The organism is Sphingobium sp. SA916, from assembly GCF_002894065.1.
GTDB classification, from domain to species: domain Bacteria; phylum Pseudomonadota; class Alphaproteobacteria; order Sphingomonadales; family Sphingomonadaceae; genus Sphingobium; species Sphingobium fuliginis.
The window spans coordinates 1-17,097 of record NZ_LXYF01000034.1; the positions used below are offsets into that span (position 1 = coordinate 1).

Here is a 17,097-nt window from a genome sequence, read left to right on the forward strand (position 1 = left end):
TTCGGCGCCGATTTTTTCAAGGAGGATTTGGGCTTCATCTTCGTTCCTTCGTCACTACGACGAAGCCCAAATCCTCCTTAAATCACAACCTCAATCTGTGCCATTGGCGCTGACGGCGGACAACCGGCTGGACCGTAGGCACCAGCCCAACGCACGGCGTCTTCGTCTATCGGATCGCGCCCGCGTCCGGCACCTTCGTGCTGCAAAAGACGGTGCCCGCCCTGGCCGGGTCGACATACACGCTCGCCGCCGACCTGTTGCTGACAGCCTCCAGCGGTGTCGTGTACGTCGACATGATCTTCATGAACGACGCGAACACCATTCTGCTGGACGCGCCGCAAACGAACGCGCCAGCGGGCACAGACTTTTCGACGGCCGACACGAACCGCAAGCTCTACAAGTGCACCGCCACCGCGCCGGCAGGCACAACCAAGGTCGCGTGCCGGTTCGTCGTCTCGGGTGTGATGGGGCTGACCGTCGCTGCGGTCCGGCGCATGAAGCTGGAGCTGGGCGACAAGGCGACCTCGTACAGCGCCGACGCCTCTGCCTTCACCGCGTACACGACCGCCTACAGCGCTTCCGGGCAAGTGGCGTCGCTGACGTCCACCGTCTCGACACTGAACGGCACGGTCAGTTCCCAGGCGACCTCGATCAGCACGTTGACGTCCGGCCTGTCGTCCCTGACGAATACGGTCACGGCGTCGAGCAACCCCAATCTGTTGCAGAATGGGGGCTTCGAAAATCAGATCCTTGGCTGGACGCCGGAGGGCACGGCTACTGGAGGGTGGTTCTCCACCATCTGGGCATGGGGCCGCTATGCGCGCAATACCACCGCATGGGCAGGTGGCGCCGGCACATACGGCATTCTTAGGTCAACCGCTGTTCCCTGTCAGGCCGGAGTCGTTTTCACGGCCGCAGCCGACGCTGACATCCTGGCCAATGCAGCGGGGGCGGTCGCCTACATCCAACTCATGTGGACGACCTCCAGCGGCCTTGCGTATACCGATGGACCTAATCGGGCTGTTGGCACGCACTCGATTGCCTTTGACGACACTGGCGCGTCGAGGGCCCTGTTCAAGGTCACCGGGACTGCTCCTGCCAACACCACGGCGGTGGCCGTCCGCTTGGTTGTCTCCGCACCGTCCGGCGTCACCATCAGCGAGATGAACTGGCGCCAGGCCAAACTGGAGAAGGGGAGCATCGCCACGCCTTACTCCGGTGAGGCCTCTGCCGTGCAGATGTTCCAGGCCTACTCCGACCTCAACACCAGCTTCGCCACGGTGTCGAGCACGGTCTCCTCTCAGGGTTCGTCCATCAGCAGCCTTCAGACGGCGATGACGACGGCCAACGGCAACATCGCGACGCTGACGAATACGCTGAACGCCAGCAGCAGCCCCAACCTGATGGACAACGGAGGCTTCGAGAACGGGCTGACGGGGTGGGTGTCGAACGTCAGCGGCTGGAACATCGCGAACAACGGAACCTGGGGCACCTACGCCTACCGGCAGGGTGACTTCACCGGCACCGCCTACATGTTCAAGGACGTCTCTGGCATTACCGCCGGAGGAGTCTACACGATCACCTGCGATCCGAACGTGTACATGACGTCGGGAACCTACTCGCTCAACTGGCAAATTCAGTGGCTGAACTCCAGCAACGCCATCATCTCTTCGCTGGATGGGCCTAGCATTACCGGGGCGGGCTTGGGGTTCCGCAATGATGGAGTCAACAGGGCAGCAATAAAGACTACTGGCACGGCTCCCGCAGGCACCGTGTTGGCGCGCTTCGTCCTCTATTTCAACAAGCTCAGCGGCACCATGGCCGAGATCGACATGCGGCAGGTCAAGTTGGAGCTCGGCACCATCGCCACGCCCTTCTCGTCCGAGGCGTCGATCAAGTCGGTCTACACCGTCGCCAACACCGCGACCAGTTCGCTTGCCACGCTGACGACGACGGTGAACACGCAGGGTAGCAGCATCACCACGCTACAGTCTGCCATGTCGACGGCGCAGGGCGACGTGGCGACGCTGAAACAGAAGGTCACAACGGGATCGGGCAACTTGCTGCCTAACAGCAGCTTCGCGGCAGCCGGCTGGCCCGCAGGGTGGGACTGGTACTCGCCGTTCCCCGGCTCCTACACGGAGGGTCCGGCCCGTGACCTTGCCGGTAACGACTGGCGCCCCGGTGGTAACTTTGGGAACGGCTGGGGCGAGCACACCTGGGGCCTTCGGCAGACGAACGGTAACAGCGGCGATTGGGGCCAGCTTCATTGCCAGCGTGTCCCCGTGCAGGGCAGCAAGTGGTACTCGTTCGAGCTGATCCAAGCCTGCCACCGCGCCACCGCTGGCGTCAAGATCGAGTGGTACGACGCCAGCAACAATTACATCTCGGTTTCCGACGCAGGTTACATAGCGGTAGGAACCGGCGGCACGAACATCAACAACTGGACGAACCGCTACATCAAGGGGCAGGCACCATCCAATGCCGCCTTCGCCGTATGCGTTGCCTACAAGAGCGGCACGAACACTTCGCTGGACAGCTACATGTGGATTTGCCGCCCCATGCTGCGCGAGGTGGACGCCAACTATGTCGGTCCGTCTGCCTACACGCCGTCCGGCGACCGCGCGTCCATCGAGACCATCCAGTCCTCGGTGAACGGCGTCCTCGCGAAGTACGGCGTGACGCTGGACGTCAACAACTACATCACCGGCTTTCAGCAGCTCAACAACGGGGCCACGGGCAGCTTCATCATCAACGCCGACTACTTCGCAATCGTCAAGCCAGGCGGCGGAGTTCGGACCGAATACAGCGTCGGCAATTGGCGGGCTTACGACGGCAGCGGAGTGCTGCGGGCGCGCTGGGGAGTCTGGTAGTGCCGTCCGGATTCGAGTTTTACGACGCCGCAGGCAATGTCGTCACCGGCCCGGACGACTTCGTGTTCAAGTATCTTGGCGCGATCTCCGTCTCTTCTTCCTCAAATCCGTCCGGCAGCATCTCGGATGGGAACCTTGCCAATGCGACCGATCTGGATGGCTGGTTCATGAGCACCAACGGGGGCGGCGTCGGTCCTGAGATAGTGGTGACCTCCAGCGGCGTGAGCTGGAGCAACCCGTGGCCAGCCGGGAACCCTTGGACCGGGTTCATCTACTATGGGTTCTGGTGATGTTCGAAAGCTACAATGCGAATGGGAAGGTCCAGTATTCCAGCCGCTTTCCTCACCCGCGCCTGACGCTCAAGGCCACGCAGACGACGGTCGATGCGGGATATGGCAGCCAGGCGGTCGGCTCACTGAGCAAAGCGACCTTTTCCTACACGGCGACCAATCCGATGCCCGCTTTCCGGGTCTCTTCGGGCGGCTTCACCGTCACGGCCACGGTGAACACCGGGGGCAATAACTGGACGACGGAGGTGCTGGTAAGCGCGGGTATCGGTGCCACCGTCACGATGTATCTGTTCGACACCACCGCACCTGTGCCGGGCGCTGCCGGCACGGCGCGGATGGAGTCATGGGACCCGAGCGGCAATCTGATCTTCGCTCTTTCGATGCAGCCAGCCCGCATCGTGGGCAAGACCGGCAGCGGTTCGGGCAACGGCTTCACCGGCAGTCCAGCCCGGCGTTACGCTGCTCTTATGCCGACGTATCATCAGCGGATCGCGGTCAATGACACGGGGAACGTCGGAAGTCCCACGCGCTATACCGTGAACTATTACAATACCCGCATATCGATCGACGACGCCGCCGGGACGGTCCAGTCGCTCCAGTCCAATTATCGTCGCTTCGGCAACGCGACCAATCCGGGAAACTCTACCTACGGGTCACCCCGGAGCATTGTTTTCGACGTCACCAATTACTGACGGCGCCACCTGTCCGCCCTGAGGGCCGACTTCCAAAACCGAAGGAGAATATTATGCGACGCGCATTTATCGCGGCTGCCTTGCTGGCGGCTGCCCTTTCGCCTGCCTTGGCCCAGACCGAAGCCGACAAGCCTCAGGTGATCGTGATCGACTATCGCGGCACCTGCGGCGGCACCCTGGCTGAGACCCGCAAGCGGGAGAATATCGACCGCTTCATCTACAAGCTTGTCCGGGAAGCCCGGAAGGCTGGCAGGCCCGATCCGGTCTTTGTCGCGAGAGACCCCAGCCTCAGGATTGGAACTGGCCCTGTGAATGCCGGGACGCGCATCAACCTGAGCGACCGCGGCGTGGTGTACGACCGCAATTTCGGCTGCTGACGCACCTTTCCCCAAGGAGACAACCATGCTGCATCTGAAGACGGCCGCCGGCGAGCGGCTGGAAATTATCGCGTCCTCGATCCTCGCGGTGTTCAAGCCCTGCGATCATGTCCAGCCCAGCGCCATCATTTTCGACATGGGCACCGGCATGCAGTTCGAAGCCCTGAGCGACCAGTACGGCTTCGTGAAGAAAGCCGTGATCGACAACATGGCCATGATCAATCCGATCGAAGTCCGCCTGGTCGAAGGCACGCAGATCGGCGTCGACACCCGGACCGGACAGCCGGTGATGGCTGCCCCGTTCAACGAGGGCCGCCTGTTCATCCCGCGCGACATGATCGTCGGCCGCCGCGAGATCGTGGACGATCCCAACGGCATCAAGGCCAAGCTGTTCCTCGACATGCGCGGCAAGCGCATGGTCTTCAATGTCGCTGACACGCTGGACGAAATGGACGGCGTTGATCCGGCCGCGCCAGCGCCCGCCGCCTCTCTGCCCGAACCCATCGCCCCTATCTCTGAAGGAGCCTAATCATGCCCGATACGACTGATCTCGAAGCCCTGGCCGCCACCCCGGAAGGCCGCGCCCAGATGGCCACGGCATTGGCGAAAGCCGCCGCCGTCGAAGCCTCGACCATTCTCGACCTTCTGAACACCGAAGAGGTCAAGACCCTTGTCACCAAGCTCAAGCTGTACGCGGAGCGCGCTGGTGACGCGAAGCTGCGCAACGCGACCGGCAATATCGCGACGTCGATCGATACCCATCGCGACGTGGTGCAGGGCCTGCTGCTCGCCGCCCAGCTTGCCGCCGGGCAGGGCTGACGCGCCCGCTTACCGATCCACTGTAACAGGAGGCGTCATGCTCTCCCATATCATCGCCAACGCCGCGCAGAGCGTTGCCGCCGAAGCCGTGCGAGCCGGGCCGGGGACTATTGCCCCGCCCAGCTTCAACGAAGACCCTTCCCTGTTCCTGTTCAACCTGTTCATCATGACCGCCGCGACTTTCCTCGGCGCCATGATGGCAGGGAAGCAGGCCAATCGCATTTGGATTCAGCGCCTCCATGATCACCCGCTCGATCCGGTGACGCTGTATCGGGCAATCGCAATGTTGGCTGGCCTGGGGCTTACGCTGCGCTGTGGGGCTGCGGCCATGGAACTATGGGGATGGAACCCCCATGATCCGACGACCACCGCCCGGATATTGATGGCGAAGCGCTGGATTGACCCGATTGCAGTGGGGTGCGGGTTCCTTTGGATGGCGATCGTCATCCTTGGGGAGCCCGGCATCGAACATCAGTTGCGCAAGGCGCCGCTGCCGGTGGACATGTGGTCGCGCTGGCCGGACCTGATGAGGGCCGGGGCGATCATCGTGCTCAGCTTCGTCGCTGCCATGGCGGCGGTATGTCTTCGGTGAGAATTTTATGGGGGGCAGGTGCGGCGGTGACCGGAACTGTTTTTTCGCGCGAGCCCGTCATCTGGTGGATTGCCGGCGAGCCTTTCGCAGCGGCGCCCATGGTGGTGTGCATCTGCGCCGTCATCATCACGCGGGTAGTCATTGGACTTCAGGCGAAGGGCCGGGCGCAGTGGACGCTGGATCTCGCCATCACGGCCCTCTGTCTGCTGGTGACCGTGCTCTTGGTTCAAGCTCACAAGCTGGAAATGCTTGAGGCTGGCATCACCGGCATTGGCATAGCGGCCGTCGGCGCGAGCGTTATCGGCATGGCCAAGGGCATTGTCGGCAACCGCATTAAGGCGGCGCTGGAAGTGCTGTTCGGCGGCACCGCGCCGCCGGAGAAATGATGGTCCCCCGCTCCGGGTAGGGGCTAAAGGGGGGCAACCGTGCCGGAGCGGAGTAAACCCTGAATAGGGCAATCCGGCGGGCAGGAATATCCGGGAAAACACCAACAGCATGACGGGCGCTTTCGAGCGCCCTTTTTCATGGGAGCAAGACATGGATCACGCGCAACTCCAGCGCCGCCTCTTCTCGTTGGGCGTCTATCAAGGCGCGATCGACGGGAAGTTCGGTCCGCTGAGCAGGGCGGCCACCCTCAAGGCGCTGACCGACGGTCCCGATTACGAGATCACCGCTGATGACGTCGCGGCGGCGGCCCGCGACATCAAGGTCGAGCCGGCGACGATCTGGACCATCTATGACGTCGAGGCTGCGGGGGACGCCTTCATGGGCGGACGGCCCACGATCCTGCCGGAGCCGCATCGGTTCAGCCGGTCGACCGGGCATCGCTATGACGCGACCCATCCGCGCATCTCGTCCCGGACATGGAACCGGAAGCTCTATCCAGGCAGCCAGGCGGCGCGCTGGGAAATGCTGATGGACATGGTCGCGCTGGACGTCGACGCGGGGTTCATGTCGGCCAGCTATGGCGCGTTCCAGATCCTGGGCGAGAACTTCGCCATCTGCGATGCGCCGGACCCTTGGTCCTTTGCGTGGCGGCAGTCCCGGACCGAAGGCGACCAGCTTGACGCCTTCGTCCGGTTCGTGAGGGGGAAGGGGCTGGTCGGTGCCCTCCAGCGCCGCGATTGGGCCGCTTTCGCGAAGGGGTACAACGGCACGGCCTACCGCGAGAACAAATATGATGAGCGGCTTGCCGCCGCCTATGCAAAGCGGAGGGCGGCATGAACTGGACCGCAGCATTGAAGGTCGCCCGCCGCCTCTGGTGGGCACCCGTCATCATCGGCCTGGTGGTCGCCCTCGCCCTGACATCGATGAAGGTCGACGTCCGGACGGCCGAGCGGGACAAGGCCCGGACCGACCTCAGTGCCGAACAGTGGGCCCACAAGCAGACCGTCGCCAACTATCGCGCGGCCAGCGCCGAAGCGCTGCGCCAGGCGGCCGAGAATGTGAAGCGCGTCAAGGCCGAACAGGCCGCCATCACCGAAAGGAAGATCAATGACCTTCAGGCTCATTATGCCGCTGTTGATGCTCGCTATGAGCGCGTGCGGGCAGCGCTTGCCGCCCGGACCGATCTCAGCGGTTCCGAAACAGCCCCCATGTCCATCGCCAGCGAAGCCACCTGCCGAGCTTATGGAGGGGCCAGTTGTGACGGACTTCTTGCCAAGCTCCGGACAGCCGAGCGGCAGGCGTGGAACCTGATCAAACTTCGGGAATGGGCAGCAGAGCAGGCGGCGGTGAAGGCGGAGCCGGAACCGGCGACAGGGCTTGGCTCACAGCTTAACCCTTGATATGCCGCCGCTTCTGTCCAAAGGGGGCGGAGGGCGGCTCCGTGGTGCGTGGCGTAGCATGGGGTCGCCCAACGGGTGCCTGCCTGCCTCAAGCAACGTCCCCCAGTTTTTCCGTCCCTGTCCAATTTGTCCAATCCGAATCAGAGCCGGTCGGGGCACATTAATTCGTGCGACCTGAAGGCTCTTAATTCAGCCTTCTCCTGGCCCGGTGGCTGATGCTGCCGGGCCGTTTTTCTGAGATGGTGAGGGTTGCCTCGCCCCGTTGGTTTGCGTGGCTAGAAGCCGGGGCGAGGTATCCCCAATACGCATGATGAATGGTCGAGTTCCGGTCAGCATAGATGCCGATTAGCCGACGTTTATGGAGCAGGTATATCTACGCTAACATACGTGGAATTTTGGTCAGCTTTTGCGAAACAGAGGGCGTCGTCTCGTTTTCAGTGATGATGCCGAAATTTCGCTTCCAGATCGATGATGGCGTTGAGAACGATGATGCTTGGCTGGATCTCCCAGACCTTGACGCTGCGCGGATGGAGGCGGCCCGCTTCATGGGCGACATGGTGCGGGACAGCGCTGTGTCTCTCTGGCAGGCGGGCGTTTTGCAACTCACGGCCATGGATGAGAACGGCCTCTACCTTTTCGAGATAACGGTCATGTCCATGGACGCCCCCGCGTTGAGCAAAACACGCCGGAGTTAGCGCCGGGGCATTTCATAGTTCGAACTCCTGAGGCCGCTCCTGAGGATCAATGGCGGCCTTCGATTTCGTTCCTGGCCGCCTCCGCCATGAACGCACTGCGGGTCAGCTTCCGAAGCGCTGCCGCCTGATCGATGGCGTCGAGCATGCCCCGATCCAGCGACAGATTGACGCGGGCGAGCTTGTTGGCCGACGTGATGCGCGGAACGGCAAGAAGGAACGCGCCCTGCGCCAGATCCTCTTTCACCGCTTCGCGCACCTGATCGACCGGGCGCGGATCGACTTCCTCCGCATCTTCGAACCACAGTTCCAGCGCCTCCACCGCATTGGGGAGTACGTCTTCCTGACGGTCGGCCGCCGAGAAGCAGCCCGGCAGATCGGGAAAGCTGACACCAAAGGCGCTGTCCGCATCCTTGTGAACGATGGCGTAAAAATATTTCATGACTTTGCCTTTCCGGGGCGGCTCACAGCCACCCCGCCATCTTTGCTATACTTCGCGCCGTTCCCAGCGGCAGGTCTTTCTTCGGGTGGGGCACGATGATCGTCCGGTCGCCCTTCCGGAATTTGTGGTGAGAGCCCTTCACCGAAACCTGCTCATAGCCCTCATCCAGAAGCCGCCTGACGATCTTTTTGCTGTCCCGTTCCATGCGCAAATATATACACACGATTGGACCACAGCGCAAGCGGAATTGCGCAATATTTTGCGCATCGGCAACAATGCGGCTTGCGATTCTTAGGGTTTACCATATTTCTATGTCATGGCCCGGCCGCCTCAGTCCATCGCCGTCAAGGGCGCAGACTACCCGAACAAGCGCGGCCCCGGCCGGCGCTTCGAAATAGCGATGTGCTTGCCCGGTGAACCTGTCGAGCTTCGGCGCGAGCCAAAGAACCCTGCCGACAGCAGGGCGATCGGCGTCTATTCCGCACGCGGCATCCAGATCGGCTATATCCCTGCCGACTATGCGCAGTGGCTCGGTGGGCAGTTGCAAACCGTGCGCGCGATTTTCCAGAGCGCCGAGACATGGGGCGCGGCGATCCGCGTGACGTTCGACGGTAGTGAGCCAGTGCTGCCGGCCGAGAAGCCGGTTGAGCGCCGGGCTCCTGCGCCTGATCCTGACGGCTATGGCGATGATGACTGGCCGCCGCGCGAGCCGGAGGACGATTTCGGGGGCATCTAGCGGAGCGGGACATGGCAGAGATACCGGTGCACCGGCTCACAGAATTTGCCGGACCAAGCGCTGAAGATCTGGATTTTTTCAAAGGGCTCTGCGGACCTGAGCGAGCGCTGCCGCGTCGCAGCATCATCCGGGCGCAAGGCGATTCGGTTGAACAGATATATCTGTTGTCTGACGGCTGGGTGACGAGCAGCGTCGACCTGAGAAATGGGGAGCGTCAAATCGTCAAAATACACATTCCCGGTGATGTGCTTGGCGCACCGAGCCTTGCGCTGGAAAGCGCCGCAGACACTCTCATTGCCGTGACTGATGTGAAGATACGGGCGATGCCGTTAAACGCGCTTGGGCGCATATTCAAAGAAACGCCCGCGCTGGCCGCAAGTCTGTTCCTCAGTGCCCAGCAGGAGCGCGTCTTCCTTATGGAGCGCCTCGCATCGGTCGGCCGAATGCCTGCAATGAACCGCCTCGTGGTGCTGCTTCTGCACGTCCATGATCGCTTGGTTGTGCTAGGTCATCCGAAAGGATTGATCGAATGGCCACTGACGCAGACCGATATAGGTGATGCCCTTGGCCTAACGACTGTGCACGTAAATCGGATGATGCGAGCATTGAAGGGAGAGGGTCTTATCGACCGGCGGGGATCGATCTTGCGGCTATACGACATTGAAGCCTTGCGCCGTCTTGCTGGCCTGTCGGATCGCCACTGGATTAGCAGGCCAGATTGGCTCGCCAGGATCGCCCTGTGAGCAGACCCTTCGCGAATGCCCGGTGTCCACGGGGATGAGCACCGAGTTGTGATCGAAGGTCACCCGGCGGTGGGGACGATTGCCGGGCGCGCGTGTCTGCATGCCCTCGGTCATAACCATCGCTCCTTCATTGCTTGCTCAACGGTCGCCCGGTCCGATAATCTATCAATTGGTCGACGCGCTCCGCTATGGCCTTCCATGTTTGGACGCCATCAAGATCGCCCGCCGTGGCCAGTTCCCCGATGCGGCCGGCGACATGCACGGGGGCTCTTGCCCCGTACTGTTTTATGACCTGCTGAGCGCAGGCCCATAGCTCCCAATCAGTCAGCGGCATCGCCTACGCATCCCCCTCCGGGCCATAGAGCATCTGAACCTTGAATGAGATGTCGATCCAGTCCTTCGCGCTTGCCTGATCGCCGCGATCCATAAGCTCTCTGATCTGGCGAATGACCACGTTGCCGACGTCGTCACCATGAGCTTCCAGAAGATGGGCGGCGGTAGCCCACCGCTCCTGCTCGGTCATCTTGCCCTGAGTGATGCCCATGGCCGAGTCGCATCCCCTGTTCAGTCTCTGAGCAGGTTTTTCGCATCCATGATCCCGTCCATCAATAGGTCGGCCCATTCCTGCGCGATCTCGCGCCGACGCTCCATATAGGCGGCACGGTTGTAGGCGCTCTCCACCTTGTTCTGCGGGACGTGCGATAGCATCAGGTCGATGATGGCGCGATCGGGCGAGGCGTCCTGATGGCCAGCAGCGCGCCATTGGCGATCATATCGCTCGTTCATGATTGTGCTGAACGCCGCCCGCCAGCCGTGAGGGACATGGCGGCCATGGTAGCCAACGCGGTTGTAGAGATAGCCGATCGCGTTCTCGCTCATCGGCTGGTGGCTATGACGAATCGAGGGGAAGACCAGAGGGCAACGGCCGGTCAGCCTGCGTGCCTGGACGATCACGTCCACGGCCTGCCGGGACAGGGGCACGATATGCTCGAAAGCGTCCTCGTCTTTCTTGTGCAGCGCGAGCTTCATGCGCGCGGCCGGGATGCGCCATATCGGGTCTTCGCCTTCGAGCCCTTCGAACTCGTCCCAGCCGATGCCGCGAATCACTCCCGGCCGAACGGACGTCAGGGCGAGGAGCCTCGATGCCAGCTTGACGACAGGCGTCGCTCCAGACGCCTCGCTATCGGCAATAAGCTGCCGACATTCTTCTATGTCGGTCAGCGCCGGCTGCTTTCCCTTCTTCGGCAATGGCTTTAGCGCCTTGGCCACGATCGCGGCCGGGTCATTGTCTGCAACCCCCTCCGAAATGGCATAGACGAAAACCGCCGATATGCGCTGCCGGACGCGGCGGGCGGTCTCGATAGAGCCGCGCCGCTCGATCTTGCGCAGGGTGGCGAGGACCGTCGGCGGGTCGATGTCGTGGATCGGCATCTTGCCTATTTCCGGGAAGACGTCTCGCGCCAGGCTGTTGAGGACGTCATAGGCGTGGACGTCAGCCCAGCGAGACTTCTCATTCTCATGCCACGCACGGGCCAGCTTTTCGAAGGTCAGCCCAGCGCGCTCGATGCTCGCCAGCTTGGCCTTGCGCAGTTCCATGGCGGGGTTCTGCTGGTCGCGAAGCTGACGGCGGGCATCGTCCCGCTTGTCCCGCGCCGTCGCCAAAGAGACTTCCGGATAGGCGCCGAACGTCAGCCGATGCTCCTTGCCCGCGTGACGATATTTATAGCGCCAGCTTTTAAATCCCTTGGTCGTGACGAACAGGTACAGGCCTTTTTCGTCGGCCAATTTATAGTCCTTCTCACGCGGCTGCGCTTTGCGGACTTGAGCGTCGGTAAGCATCGATGCCCCCATTCTCCATTGCCATGCCCCCAAAGTGCCCCCTGATCATTTGCGATTGGGGGCATCCGCATGGGAACCTATGGGAAGGTTCATAGCGCAAAAACGGGAGAAATGCGAAGGAAATGAAGGTCTATGAAGGCCAGTGACTGGCAAAAATGGCGGAGCGGGAGGGATTCGAACCCTCGATACGCTTTTGACGTATACTCACTTTCCAGGCGAGCGCCTTCGACCACTCGGCCACCGCTCCGCATTGCACTGGAGGCGGCTCCCTATCGTGCGTCGGCGCGCTAGGCAAGGGGATGCTTTACTTTCCTTTCCCTCCCATGCTTGATTGCATCATGCAAATCCGTTCCCCCGCTTTCCTGGCCGCGCTTTTCCTGCCTTCCCCGGCGCTTGCCGCCGATGCGCCAGCCACCCCGTCCGCCATCGTCGCACAGGCGCCCGCCAGCGCATGGCAGGCCATCGCGGCCGATACGCTGCTGGTCATGACGGTCGAGGGCGACAAGCGCGTCGTCATCCAGCTCGCGCCCGATTTCGCACCCGCCCACGTCGCCAATATCCGCGCACTCGCCCGCGCGGGCTGGTGGGATGGCGAAAGCGTCTACCGCGTGCAGGACAATTATGTCGCCCAATGGGGCGATGTGACCGAGAAGAAAGCCCTGCCCTCCGGCGTCGCCACGGACATCGGGGCGGATTATGCCCGCCCCCTCGCAGCCCTCAAGACGCCCGTGACACCCTTGCCCTATCCCGACGCCTATGCCCCGCGCACCGGCTTCATCAATGGCTGGCCGGTCGCGATGGACGAGGCGTCGGCCTGGCTGCCCCATTGCTATGCCATGGTCGGCGTGGCGCGGAACCTTTCCCCGGACGCGGGAACCGGCGCCGAGCTTTATGCCGTGATCGGCCAGGCCCCGCGCCAGCTCGACCGCAATATCGCGGTCGTCGGCCGGGTGATCGAAGGCATGGACCTGCTCGCCAGCCTGCCACGCGGCTCCGGCGATCTCGGCTTCTATGCCGCGGGGGAGAAGCGCCTGCCGATCCTCTCCGTCCGCCTCGCCAGCGACCTGCCGGAATCGCAGCGGCCACGCTATCAGGTGATGGACGTCGGCTCGCGGAGCTTTGCCGATTACCTTCGCCTGCGGGCGAACCGGAAGGACGATTTCTACGAGCGGCCCGCAGGCGGCGTCGACCTCTGCAACGCGCCGGTGCCGGTGCGGGAGGCGCCCTGAACGCTCCATTCCGCCGCAACGGGCAAATTGCCGGAACGATGCCTATCTGACGGACATTACAGCTTCGCCGGCAAGGATGGAGAAGATGGTCATGATCGTAGGCACCGTCAGGGAGATCAAGAATCACGAATATCGCGTCGGCCTGACGCCGGAGAGCGTGCATGAGCTGACCGCCCACGGCCACCGCGTGCTGGTGGAAAGCGGCGCGGGGGAGGGGATCGGCGCGCATGACGGCCTCTACGCCCGCGCGGGTGCGGAGATCGTCGACGATCCGGCCGGCATCTTCGCGACGGCGGAGATGATCGTGAAGGTCAAGGAACCCCAGCCGGAGGAGCGCGCCCTGCTGCGCCCCGGCCAGATCCTTTACACCTATCTTCACCTGGCGCCCGATCCCGACCAGGCGCGGGAGTTGATGGCGTCGGGGGCGATCGGCATCGCCTATGAAACCGTGACGGACGCTCATGGCGGGCTGCCGCTGCTGAAGCCCATGAGCCAGGTTGCCGGACGCATGGCGATCCAGGCCGGCGCGACCGCGCTGGAAAAGGCGCATGGCGGGCGAGGCGTGCTGCTGGGCGGCGTGCCCGGCGTGTTGCCCGCGAAGGTGGCTGTGATCGGCGGCGGCGTGGTCGGCTTCAACGCGGCGCAGATGGCGGCGGGTCTGGGCGCGGACGTCACCATCCTCGACCGCAGCCCGGAAGTGCTGGAGCGGCTGGGCATTCATTTCGAGGCGCGGGCGAAGACGCGCTTTTCCAACCGCGCCAATCTGGCCGAATGCGTGGCGGAGGCGGACCTGGTGATCGGCGCGGTTCTGATCCCCGGCGCCGCCGCGCCCAAGCTGGTGTCGGCGGACATGCTGAAGACCATGAAGAAGGGCGCGGTGCTGGTGGACGTGGCGATCGACCAGGGCGGCTGCTTCGAGACCAGCCACCCCACCACCCATGACGACCCCACCTATATCGTCGAGGGCATCGTTCATTATTGCGTCGCCAACATGCCCGGCGCCGTGGCGCGGACCAGCACCTATGCGCTCAACAACGTGACCCTGCCCCATGCGCTGCGAATCGCCGACCTGGGGTGGAACGAAGCGCTGCGGGCGGACCCGCATCTGCTCGCCGGGCTGAACGTGTGGAACGGGCAGATCACCTATCGGGCCGTGGCGGAGGCGCTGGGACTGCCCTACATCCCGGCGGAACAGGCGATCGGATAGGGGCTGAGGCGGCGCTCTGTTCGACAGTGGCTGCATTAAGCACAAAGCGCTCCTGCGAAGGCACTCATGAGAGCCCGGTTCAGGCGATGCGGCGTTCCACTGACGGCAGGACTCGGCTCCTGCCCTGGCGGCAGCATGTCGTGGTCAAAGGAAAGGGAGGGCAGCGACCACCCCCCTGCCCTGTCAGTAAATCCCGCCCTGATCCTGCAGGAAGTCGCTGTCGGTGCGCTGGCGGCGCTGGACAGTCGCTTCGATGCGGGCGGCGGCCTTGTCCTGGGCGGCGACCTCTTCCTTGCGGATCGAGCGGCGGGGTTCGGATTCGGGCTTGAACGCTTCCCAGATCACGGCGGGCTTGGGTTCGTCGGTCGGCCAGACGCCATAGACGCGCTTGCCCGAGCGGCGGTCGATCGTGACCATGCGGATGCCGGCCGGCGCGATGAAGGGCGTTTTGGGCATGGTTTCGAGGACCGGCGTCATCGCTGCCTTCCAGATCGGCGCGGCGACGCGGCCGCCCTGCGCCCAGCCGCCCAGGCTGCGCGGCTGGTCATAGCCGATATAGACGCCCGCGACGATGTCCGGCGATCCGCCGACGAACCAGACATTGGTCGGGCCGTTGGTGGTGCCGGTCTTGCCGAACAGCGGGCGCTTGAGGTCCGCCAGCACGGTGGCGGTGCCGCGCTGGATCACGCCTTCGGCGATGTGCACGACCTGATAGGCGGTCATGGGATTCATCACCTGCCGCCCTTCGAAGCCGAAGCGGGGCATGGGCTTGCCATCCCAATTGGCCATGTTGCAGCCGTCGCAGGCGCGCCAGCGCAGCGGCCAGATCACCTTGCCGCGCCGGTCCTGCACATAGTCCATCAGCTTGGGGCTGAGTTGCCGTCCCTGATTGGCGAGCATGGCATAGGCGTTCACCATCCGCTCCACCGTGGTTTCGCCCGCGCCCAGCGCGAAGGAGAGATAGGGCTGGTAATCCCCGATCCCCATCGCCTTGATGGTGCGCACCACACGGTCCATGCCGGTCTGGCTGGCGGCGCGCACGGTCATCAGGTTGCGCGACTGTTCGACGCCCCAGCGCATGGTCTGCGGCCCGGCGCTGCCCCCGGTGAAGTTGCGGAAGCATTTCTGGCCGAGGCCAGCGCCCTGATAGACGCATAAGGGACCGTCGACGATGATCGAGGCCGGGGTCATGCCATTGTCCAGCGCGGCGGCATAGACGAAGGGCTTGATGGTCGATCCCGGCTGGCGCATCGCCTGCGTGGCTCGGTTGTAGGAGGAGAGACGGTTGTCGAAGCCGCCCTGCATGGCGCGGACGCGGCCTGAATGGGTTTCCTCCACCACCATGCCGCCGGAGACTTCGGGCACGTTGCGCAGCGCCCAGCTTGATCCGTTGCGCGCCACCACGATCAGGTCGCCGGGCTTCATCGCGGCGAAGGCCGGGCCGCCCGTCTTGCGATAGGGCAGTTGCGCGGCGCCTGCGGGCAGCGTGCCGGTCGATCCATCGGAAAAGCCGATCTGCGCCGCGGAGGAATCCCGGCTGACGATCACGGCGACGCGCCATCCGGCATAGTCCACGTCGATATAGCTCGCCGCCAGCTCGCGCTTCCAGCCGCGATCCATGTCGATCCTGGCGACCGGCCCGGACCATCCCTTGCCCGCATCGAAGCGCAACAGCCCGTTGCGCAACGCCGTCGTCGTCAGATCCTGTATCTTCGGATCATAGGGGCTGCGGACCCAAAGGCCGCCCGCATAGACGCTGTTGGGGCCGTCCTGCGCCTTCTCGCCGAAAAGCTGGATCAGTCGGCGGCGCACCTCCTCCATATAATAGCCGCCGGCGCGGGCGTCGAAGCTGGAGCCGTGCGCGGCCACGGTGCCGAGCGGCTGGGCCTGCGCCTCGTTCCGCTGAGCCTCCGTGATCCAGCCATTTTTGTACATTTCGCCCAGCGCCCAGTTGCGGCGTTCGAGTGCGCGTTCATGGCCGGTCGGGCTTTCCGGGCGATAATTGGCGGGCCCCTTGGGCAGGATCGCCAGATAGGCCATCTCATGCAGCTTGAGGTCGGCCACATCCTTGTCGAAATAGGCGCGCGCCGCCGCCTGCACGCCATAGGCGTTGCGGCCGAGGAATATCTGGTTGAGGTAGAGTTCCAATATCTGCTGCTTCGAAAGCACCCCCTCCATGCGATAGGCGAGGATCATTTCCTTCACCTTGCGGGTGGGGGAATATTCGTCGCCGATCAGCAGGTTCTTCGCCACCTGCTGGGTGATGGTGGAGCCGCCGCGGGCGCGCTGGCCCGACCCGATCTTGGTCGCATAATCGAAAACCGCGCCGATGAAGCCGGGGATGTCGACGCCATGATGCTCGAAGAAGGTCTTGTCCTCCGCCGAAAGATAGGCGCGGATGAGGAGCGGCGGATAGTCGCTATACTGAAGCTGCACGCGCCGTTCGCGGGCATAGCTGTGGACCGGCTGTCCATTGGTGTCGCGCACGATGGTCGGCAGGGGCGGTTCATATTCCAGCAGCGTCGCCGCATCGGGCAGCCCGCGCGCGAAGACCAGCCAGAACAGCGCATAGGCGAGGAGGAGACCGCCGAAACCGATCGCGATCCAGCGGAACCAGCGCTTGTCCCAATGGGGCCGGAGGCGTTCCCCAAAGCCGCTCGCGCCGCGGCGCAGGCGCTGAGCAAAGGACGATGCGGCGTATTTGGGGCGTGCCTCTTCCATGATGGTCGAGGCTGTAAGGTCAAAATGGGGGAAGCGCCAGAGTGGAATGCCCATGTGA

Annotated in this window: 21 protein-coding genes and 1 tRNA gene; 15 read left to right on the forward strand and 7 right to left on the reverse strand. The window is 63.4% G+C overall.

What is annotated here, in order from left to right; all coding sequences use genetic code 11:
- Positions 1 to 197 precede the first annotated feature (197 nt).
- From A8G00_RS25115 to A8G00_RS10045, 11 genes are all read left to right on the forward strand, one after another.
- Positions 198 to 2,873: a hypothetical protein gene (locus A8G00_RS25115; RefSeq protein ID WP_172451821.1), complete on the forward strand. Its 2,676-nt coding sequence runs from the start codon at positions 198 to 200 to the stop codon at positions 2,871 to 2,873.
- Entirely contained in the window at positions 2,873 to 3,163 is a 291-nt protein-coding gene (locus A8G00_RS10000) for a hypothetical protein (RefSeq protein ID WP_103000558.1), read from the forward strand. Before A8G00_RS25115 ends, A8G00_RS10000 begins: the two co-directional genes overlap by 1 nt.
- Positions 3,112 to 3,855, forward strand: a complete 744-nt coding sequence (locus A8G00_RS10005; protein ID WP_172451822.1) for a hypothetical protein — start codon at positions 3,112 to 3,114, stop codon at positions 3,853 to 3,855. The genes A8G00_RS10000 and A8G00_RS10005 overlap by 52 nt, the downstream gene beginning before the upstream one ends.
- 53 nt (positions 3,856 to 3,908) lie before the next feature.
- Entirely contained in the window at positions 3,909 to 4,232 is a 324-nt protein-coding gene (locus A8G00_RS10010; RefSeq protein ID WP_103000560.1) for a hypothetical protein, read from the forward strand.
- 25 nt (positions 4,233 to 4,257) lie between these two features.
- Positions 4,258 to 4,761 carry a hypothetical protein gene (locus A8G00_RS10015; RefSeq protein ID WP_103000561.1) on the forward strand — a complete coding sequence of 168 codons (504 nt, stop codon included), beginning with the start codon at positions 4,258 to 4,260 and terminating at the stop codon, positions 4,759 to 4,761.
- Between the two features lie 2 nt (positions 4,762 to 4,763).
- Positions 4,764 to 5,051: a hypothetical protein gene (locus A8G00_RS10020; RefSeq protein WP_103000562.1), complete on the forward strand. Its 288-nt coding sequence runs from the start codon at positions 4,764 to 4,766 to the stop codon at positions 5,049 to 5,051.
- 37 nt (positions 5,052 to 5,088) lie between these two features.
- Positions 5,089 to 5,643, forward strand: a complete 555-nt coding sequence (locus tag A8G00_RS10025; RefSeq protein ID WP_103000563.1) for a hypothetical protein — start codon at positions 5,089 to 5,091, stop codon at positions 5,641 to 5,643.
- On the forward strand, positions 5,631 to 6,029 hold the full coding sequence (locus A8G00_RS10030) for a hypothetical protein (RefSeq protein ID WP_103000564.1): 399 nt from the start codon (positions 5,631 to 5,633) through the stop codon (positions 6,027 to 6,029). The genes A8G00_RS10025 and A8G00_RS10030 overlap by 13 nt, the downstream gene beginning before the upstream one ends.
- Positions 6,030 to 6,180: 151 nt before the next feature.
- Positions 6,181 to 6,867: an N-acetylmuramidase family protein gene (locus A8G00_RS10035; RefSeq protein WP_103000593.1), complete on the forward strand. Its 687-nt coding sequence runs from the start codon at positions 6,181 to 6,183 to the stop codon at positions 6,865 to 6,867.
- Complete coding sequence (locus A8G00_RS10040) at positions 6,864 to 7,430, forward strand: hypothetical protein (RefSeq protein WP_103000565.1); 567 nt, start codon at positions 6,864 to 6,866, stop codon at positions 7,428 to 7,430. Before A8G00_RS10035 ends, A8G00_RS10040 begins: the two co-directional genes overlap by 4 nt.
- Positions 7,431 to 7,870: 440 nt before the next feature.
- On the forward strand, positions 7,871 to 8,125 hold the full coding sequence (locus tag A8G00_RS10045; protein WP_025547155.1) for a hypothetical protein: 255 nt from the start codon (positions 7,871 to 7,873) through the stop codon (positions 8,123 to 8,125).
- 46 nt (positions 8,126 to 8,171) lie between these two features.
- On the opposite strand, the gene A8G00_RS10050 is transcribed toward A8G00_RS10045, so the two are convergent.
- Positions 8,172 to 8,564 carry a type II toxin-antitoxin system HicB family antitoxin gene (locus tag A8G00_RS10050; RefSeq protein WP_025547157.1) on the reverse strand — a complete coding sequence of 131 codons (393 nt, stop codon included), beginning with the start codon at positions 8,562 to 8,564 and terminating at the stop codon, positions 8,172 to 8,174.
- Positions 8,565 to 8,586: 22 nt separating this feature from the next.
- On the reverse strand, positions 8,587 to 8,787 hold the full coding sequence (locus tag A8G00_RS10055; protein WP_253257958.1) for a type II toxin-antitoxin system HicA family toxin: 201 nt from the start codon (positions 8,785 to 8,787) through the stop codon (positions 8,587 to 8,589).
- A gap of 93 nt (positions 8,788 to 8,880) precedes the next feature.
- Between A8G00_RS10055 and A8G00_RS10060 the strand changes: the two genes are divergently transcribed.
- Both A8G00_RS10060 and A8G00_RS10065 read left to right on the forward strand, forming a co-directional pair.
- The gene (locus A8G00_RS10060) at positions 8,881 to 9,300 is read left to right on the forward strand and encodes an HIRAN domain-containing protein (RefSeq protein ID WP_253257959.1); all 420 of its coding nucleotides are present in this window, start codon (positions 8,881 to 8,883) and stop codon (positions 9,298 to 9,300) included.
- A gap of 11 nt (positions 9,301 to 9,311) precedes the next feature.
- Positions 9,312 to 10,043, forward strand: coding sequence for a Crp/Fnr family transcriptional regulator (locus A8G00_RS10065; RefSeq protein WP_103000568.1), 732 nt, complete (start codon positions 9,312 to 9,314; stop codon positions 10,041 to 10,043).
- A 127-nt stretch (positions 10,044 to 10,170) separates the two neighbouring features.
- On the opposite strand, the gene A8G00_RS25610 is transcribed toward A8G00_RS10065, so the two are convergent.
- The 4 genes from A8G00_RS25610 to A8G00_RS10085 form a co-directional block, all read right to left on the reverse strand.
- Complete coding sequence (locus tag A8G00_RS25610; RefSeq protein WP_103000569.1) at positions 10,171 to 10,377, reverse strand: hypothetical protein; 207 nt, start codon at positions 10,375 to 10,377, stop codon at positions 10,171 to 10,173.
- Between the two features lie 3 nt (positions 10,378 to 10,380).
- Positions 10,381 to 10,587, reverse strand: coding sequence for a hypothetical protein (locus A8G00_RS10075; protein ID WP_103000570.1), 207 nt, complete (start codon positions 10,585 to 10,587; stop codon positions 10,381 to 10,383).
- Positions 10,588 to 10,607: 20 nt separating this feature from the next.
- The gene (locus A8G00_RS10080; protein ID WP_367379446.1) at positions 10,608 to 11,828 is read right to left on the reverse strand and encodes a tyrosine-type recombinase/integrase; all 1,221 of its coding nucleotides are present in this window, start codon (positions 11,826 to 11,828) and stop codon (positions 10,608 to 10,610) included.
- 210 nt (positions 11,829 to 12,038) lie between these two features.
- Positions 12,039 to 12,129: transfer RNA gene (locus tag A8G00_RS10085), tRNA-Ser, on the reverse strand.
- A gap of 52 nt (positions 12,130 to 12,181) precedes the next feature.
- Here A8G00_RS10085 and A8G00_RS10090 point away from each other — a divergent pair.
- Entirely contained in the window at positions 12,182 to 13,111 is a 930-nt protein-coding gene (locus A8G00_RS10090; RefSeq protein WP_103000571.1) for a peptidylprolyl isomerase, read from the forward strand.
- Positions 13,112 to 13,202: 91 nt separating this feature from the next.
- Entirely contained in the window at positions 13,203 to 14,318 is a 1,116-nt protein-coding gene (gene ald, locus A8G00_RS10095) for an alanine dehydrogenase (RefSeq protein WP_025551745.1), read from the forward strand.
- Positions 14,319 to 14,501: 183 nt separating this feature from the next.
- Here ald and A8G00_RS10100 read toward each other — a convergent pair whose 3' ends face one another.
- A complete protein-coding gene (locus A8G00_RS10100; RefSeq protein WP_103000596.1) occupies positions 14,502 to 17,039 on the reverse strand; it encodes a penicillin-binding protein 1A in 2,538 nt (845 codons plus the stop codon).
- Between the last annotated feature and the right edge of the window lie 58 nt (positions 17,040 to 17,097).

Bases quoted from the DNA above. Each gene is read 5' to 3' on its own strand.
- A8G00_RS10010 (WP_103000560.1), top strand. From the start codon at position 3,909: ATGCGACGCGCATTTATCGCGGCTGCCTTGCTGGCGGCTGCCCTTTCG.
- A8G00_RS10015 (WP_103000561.1), top strand. From the start codon at position 4,258: ATGCTGCATCTGAAGACGGCCGCCGGCGAGCGGCTGGAAATTATCGCG.
- A8G00_RS10020 (WP_103000562.1), top strand. From the start codon at position 4,764: ATGCCCGATACGACTGATCTCGAAGCCCTGGCCGCCACCCCGGAAGGC.
- A8G00_RS10025 (WP_103000563.1), top strand. From the start codon at position 5,089: ATGCTCTCCCATATCATCGCCAACGCCGCGCAGAGCGTTGCCGCCGAA.
- A8G00_RS10030 (WP_103000564.1), top strand. From the start codon at position 5,631: ATGTCTTCGGTGAGAATTTTATGGGGGGCAGGTGCGGCGGTGACCGGA.
- A8G00_RS10035 (WP_103000593.1), top strand. From the start codon at position 6,181: ATGGATCACGCGCAACTCCAGCGCCGCCTCTTCTCGTTGGGCGTCTAT.
- A8G00_RS10040 (WP_103000565.1), top strand. From the start codon at position 6,864: ATGAACTGGACCGCAGCATTGAAGGTCGCCCGCCGCCTCTGGTGGGCA.
- A8G00_RS10045 (WP_025547155.1), top strand. From the start codon at position 7,871: ATGATGCCGAAATTTCGCTTCCAGATCGATGATGGCGTTGAGAACGAT.
- A8G00_RS10050 (WP_025547157.1), bottom strand. From the start codon at position 8,564: ATGAAATATTTTTACGCCATCGTTCACAAGGATGCGGACAGCGCCTTT.
- A8G00_RS10060 (WP_253257959.1), top strand. From the start codon at position 8,881: ATGGCCCGGCCGCCTCAGTCCATCGCCGTCAAGGGCGCAGACTACCCG.
- A8G00_RS10065 (WP_103000568.1), top strand. From the start codon at position 9,312: ATGGCAGAGATACCGGTGCACCGGCTCACAGAATTTGCCGGACCAAGC.
- A8G00_RS25610 (WP_103000569.1), bottom strand. From the start codon at position 10,377: ATGCCGCTGACTGATTGGGAGCTATGGGCCTGCGCTCAGCAGGTCATA.
- A8G00_RS10075 (WP_103000570.1), bottom strand. From the start codon at position 10,587: ATGGGCATCACTCAGGGCAAGATGACCGAGCAGGAGCGGTGGGCTACC.
- A8G00_RS10090 (WP_103000571.1), top strand. From the start codon at position 12,182: ATGCTTTACTTTCCTTTCCCTCCCATGCTTGATTGCATCATGCAAATC.
- ald (WP_025551745.1), top strand. From the start codon at position 13,203: ATGATCGTAGGCACCGTCAGGGAGATCAAGAATCACGAATATCGCGTC.
- A8G00_RS10100 (WP_103000596.1), bottom strand. From the start codon at position 17,039: ATGGAAGAGGCACGCCCCAAATACGCCGCATCGTCCTTTGCTCAGCGC.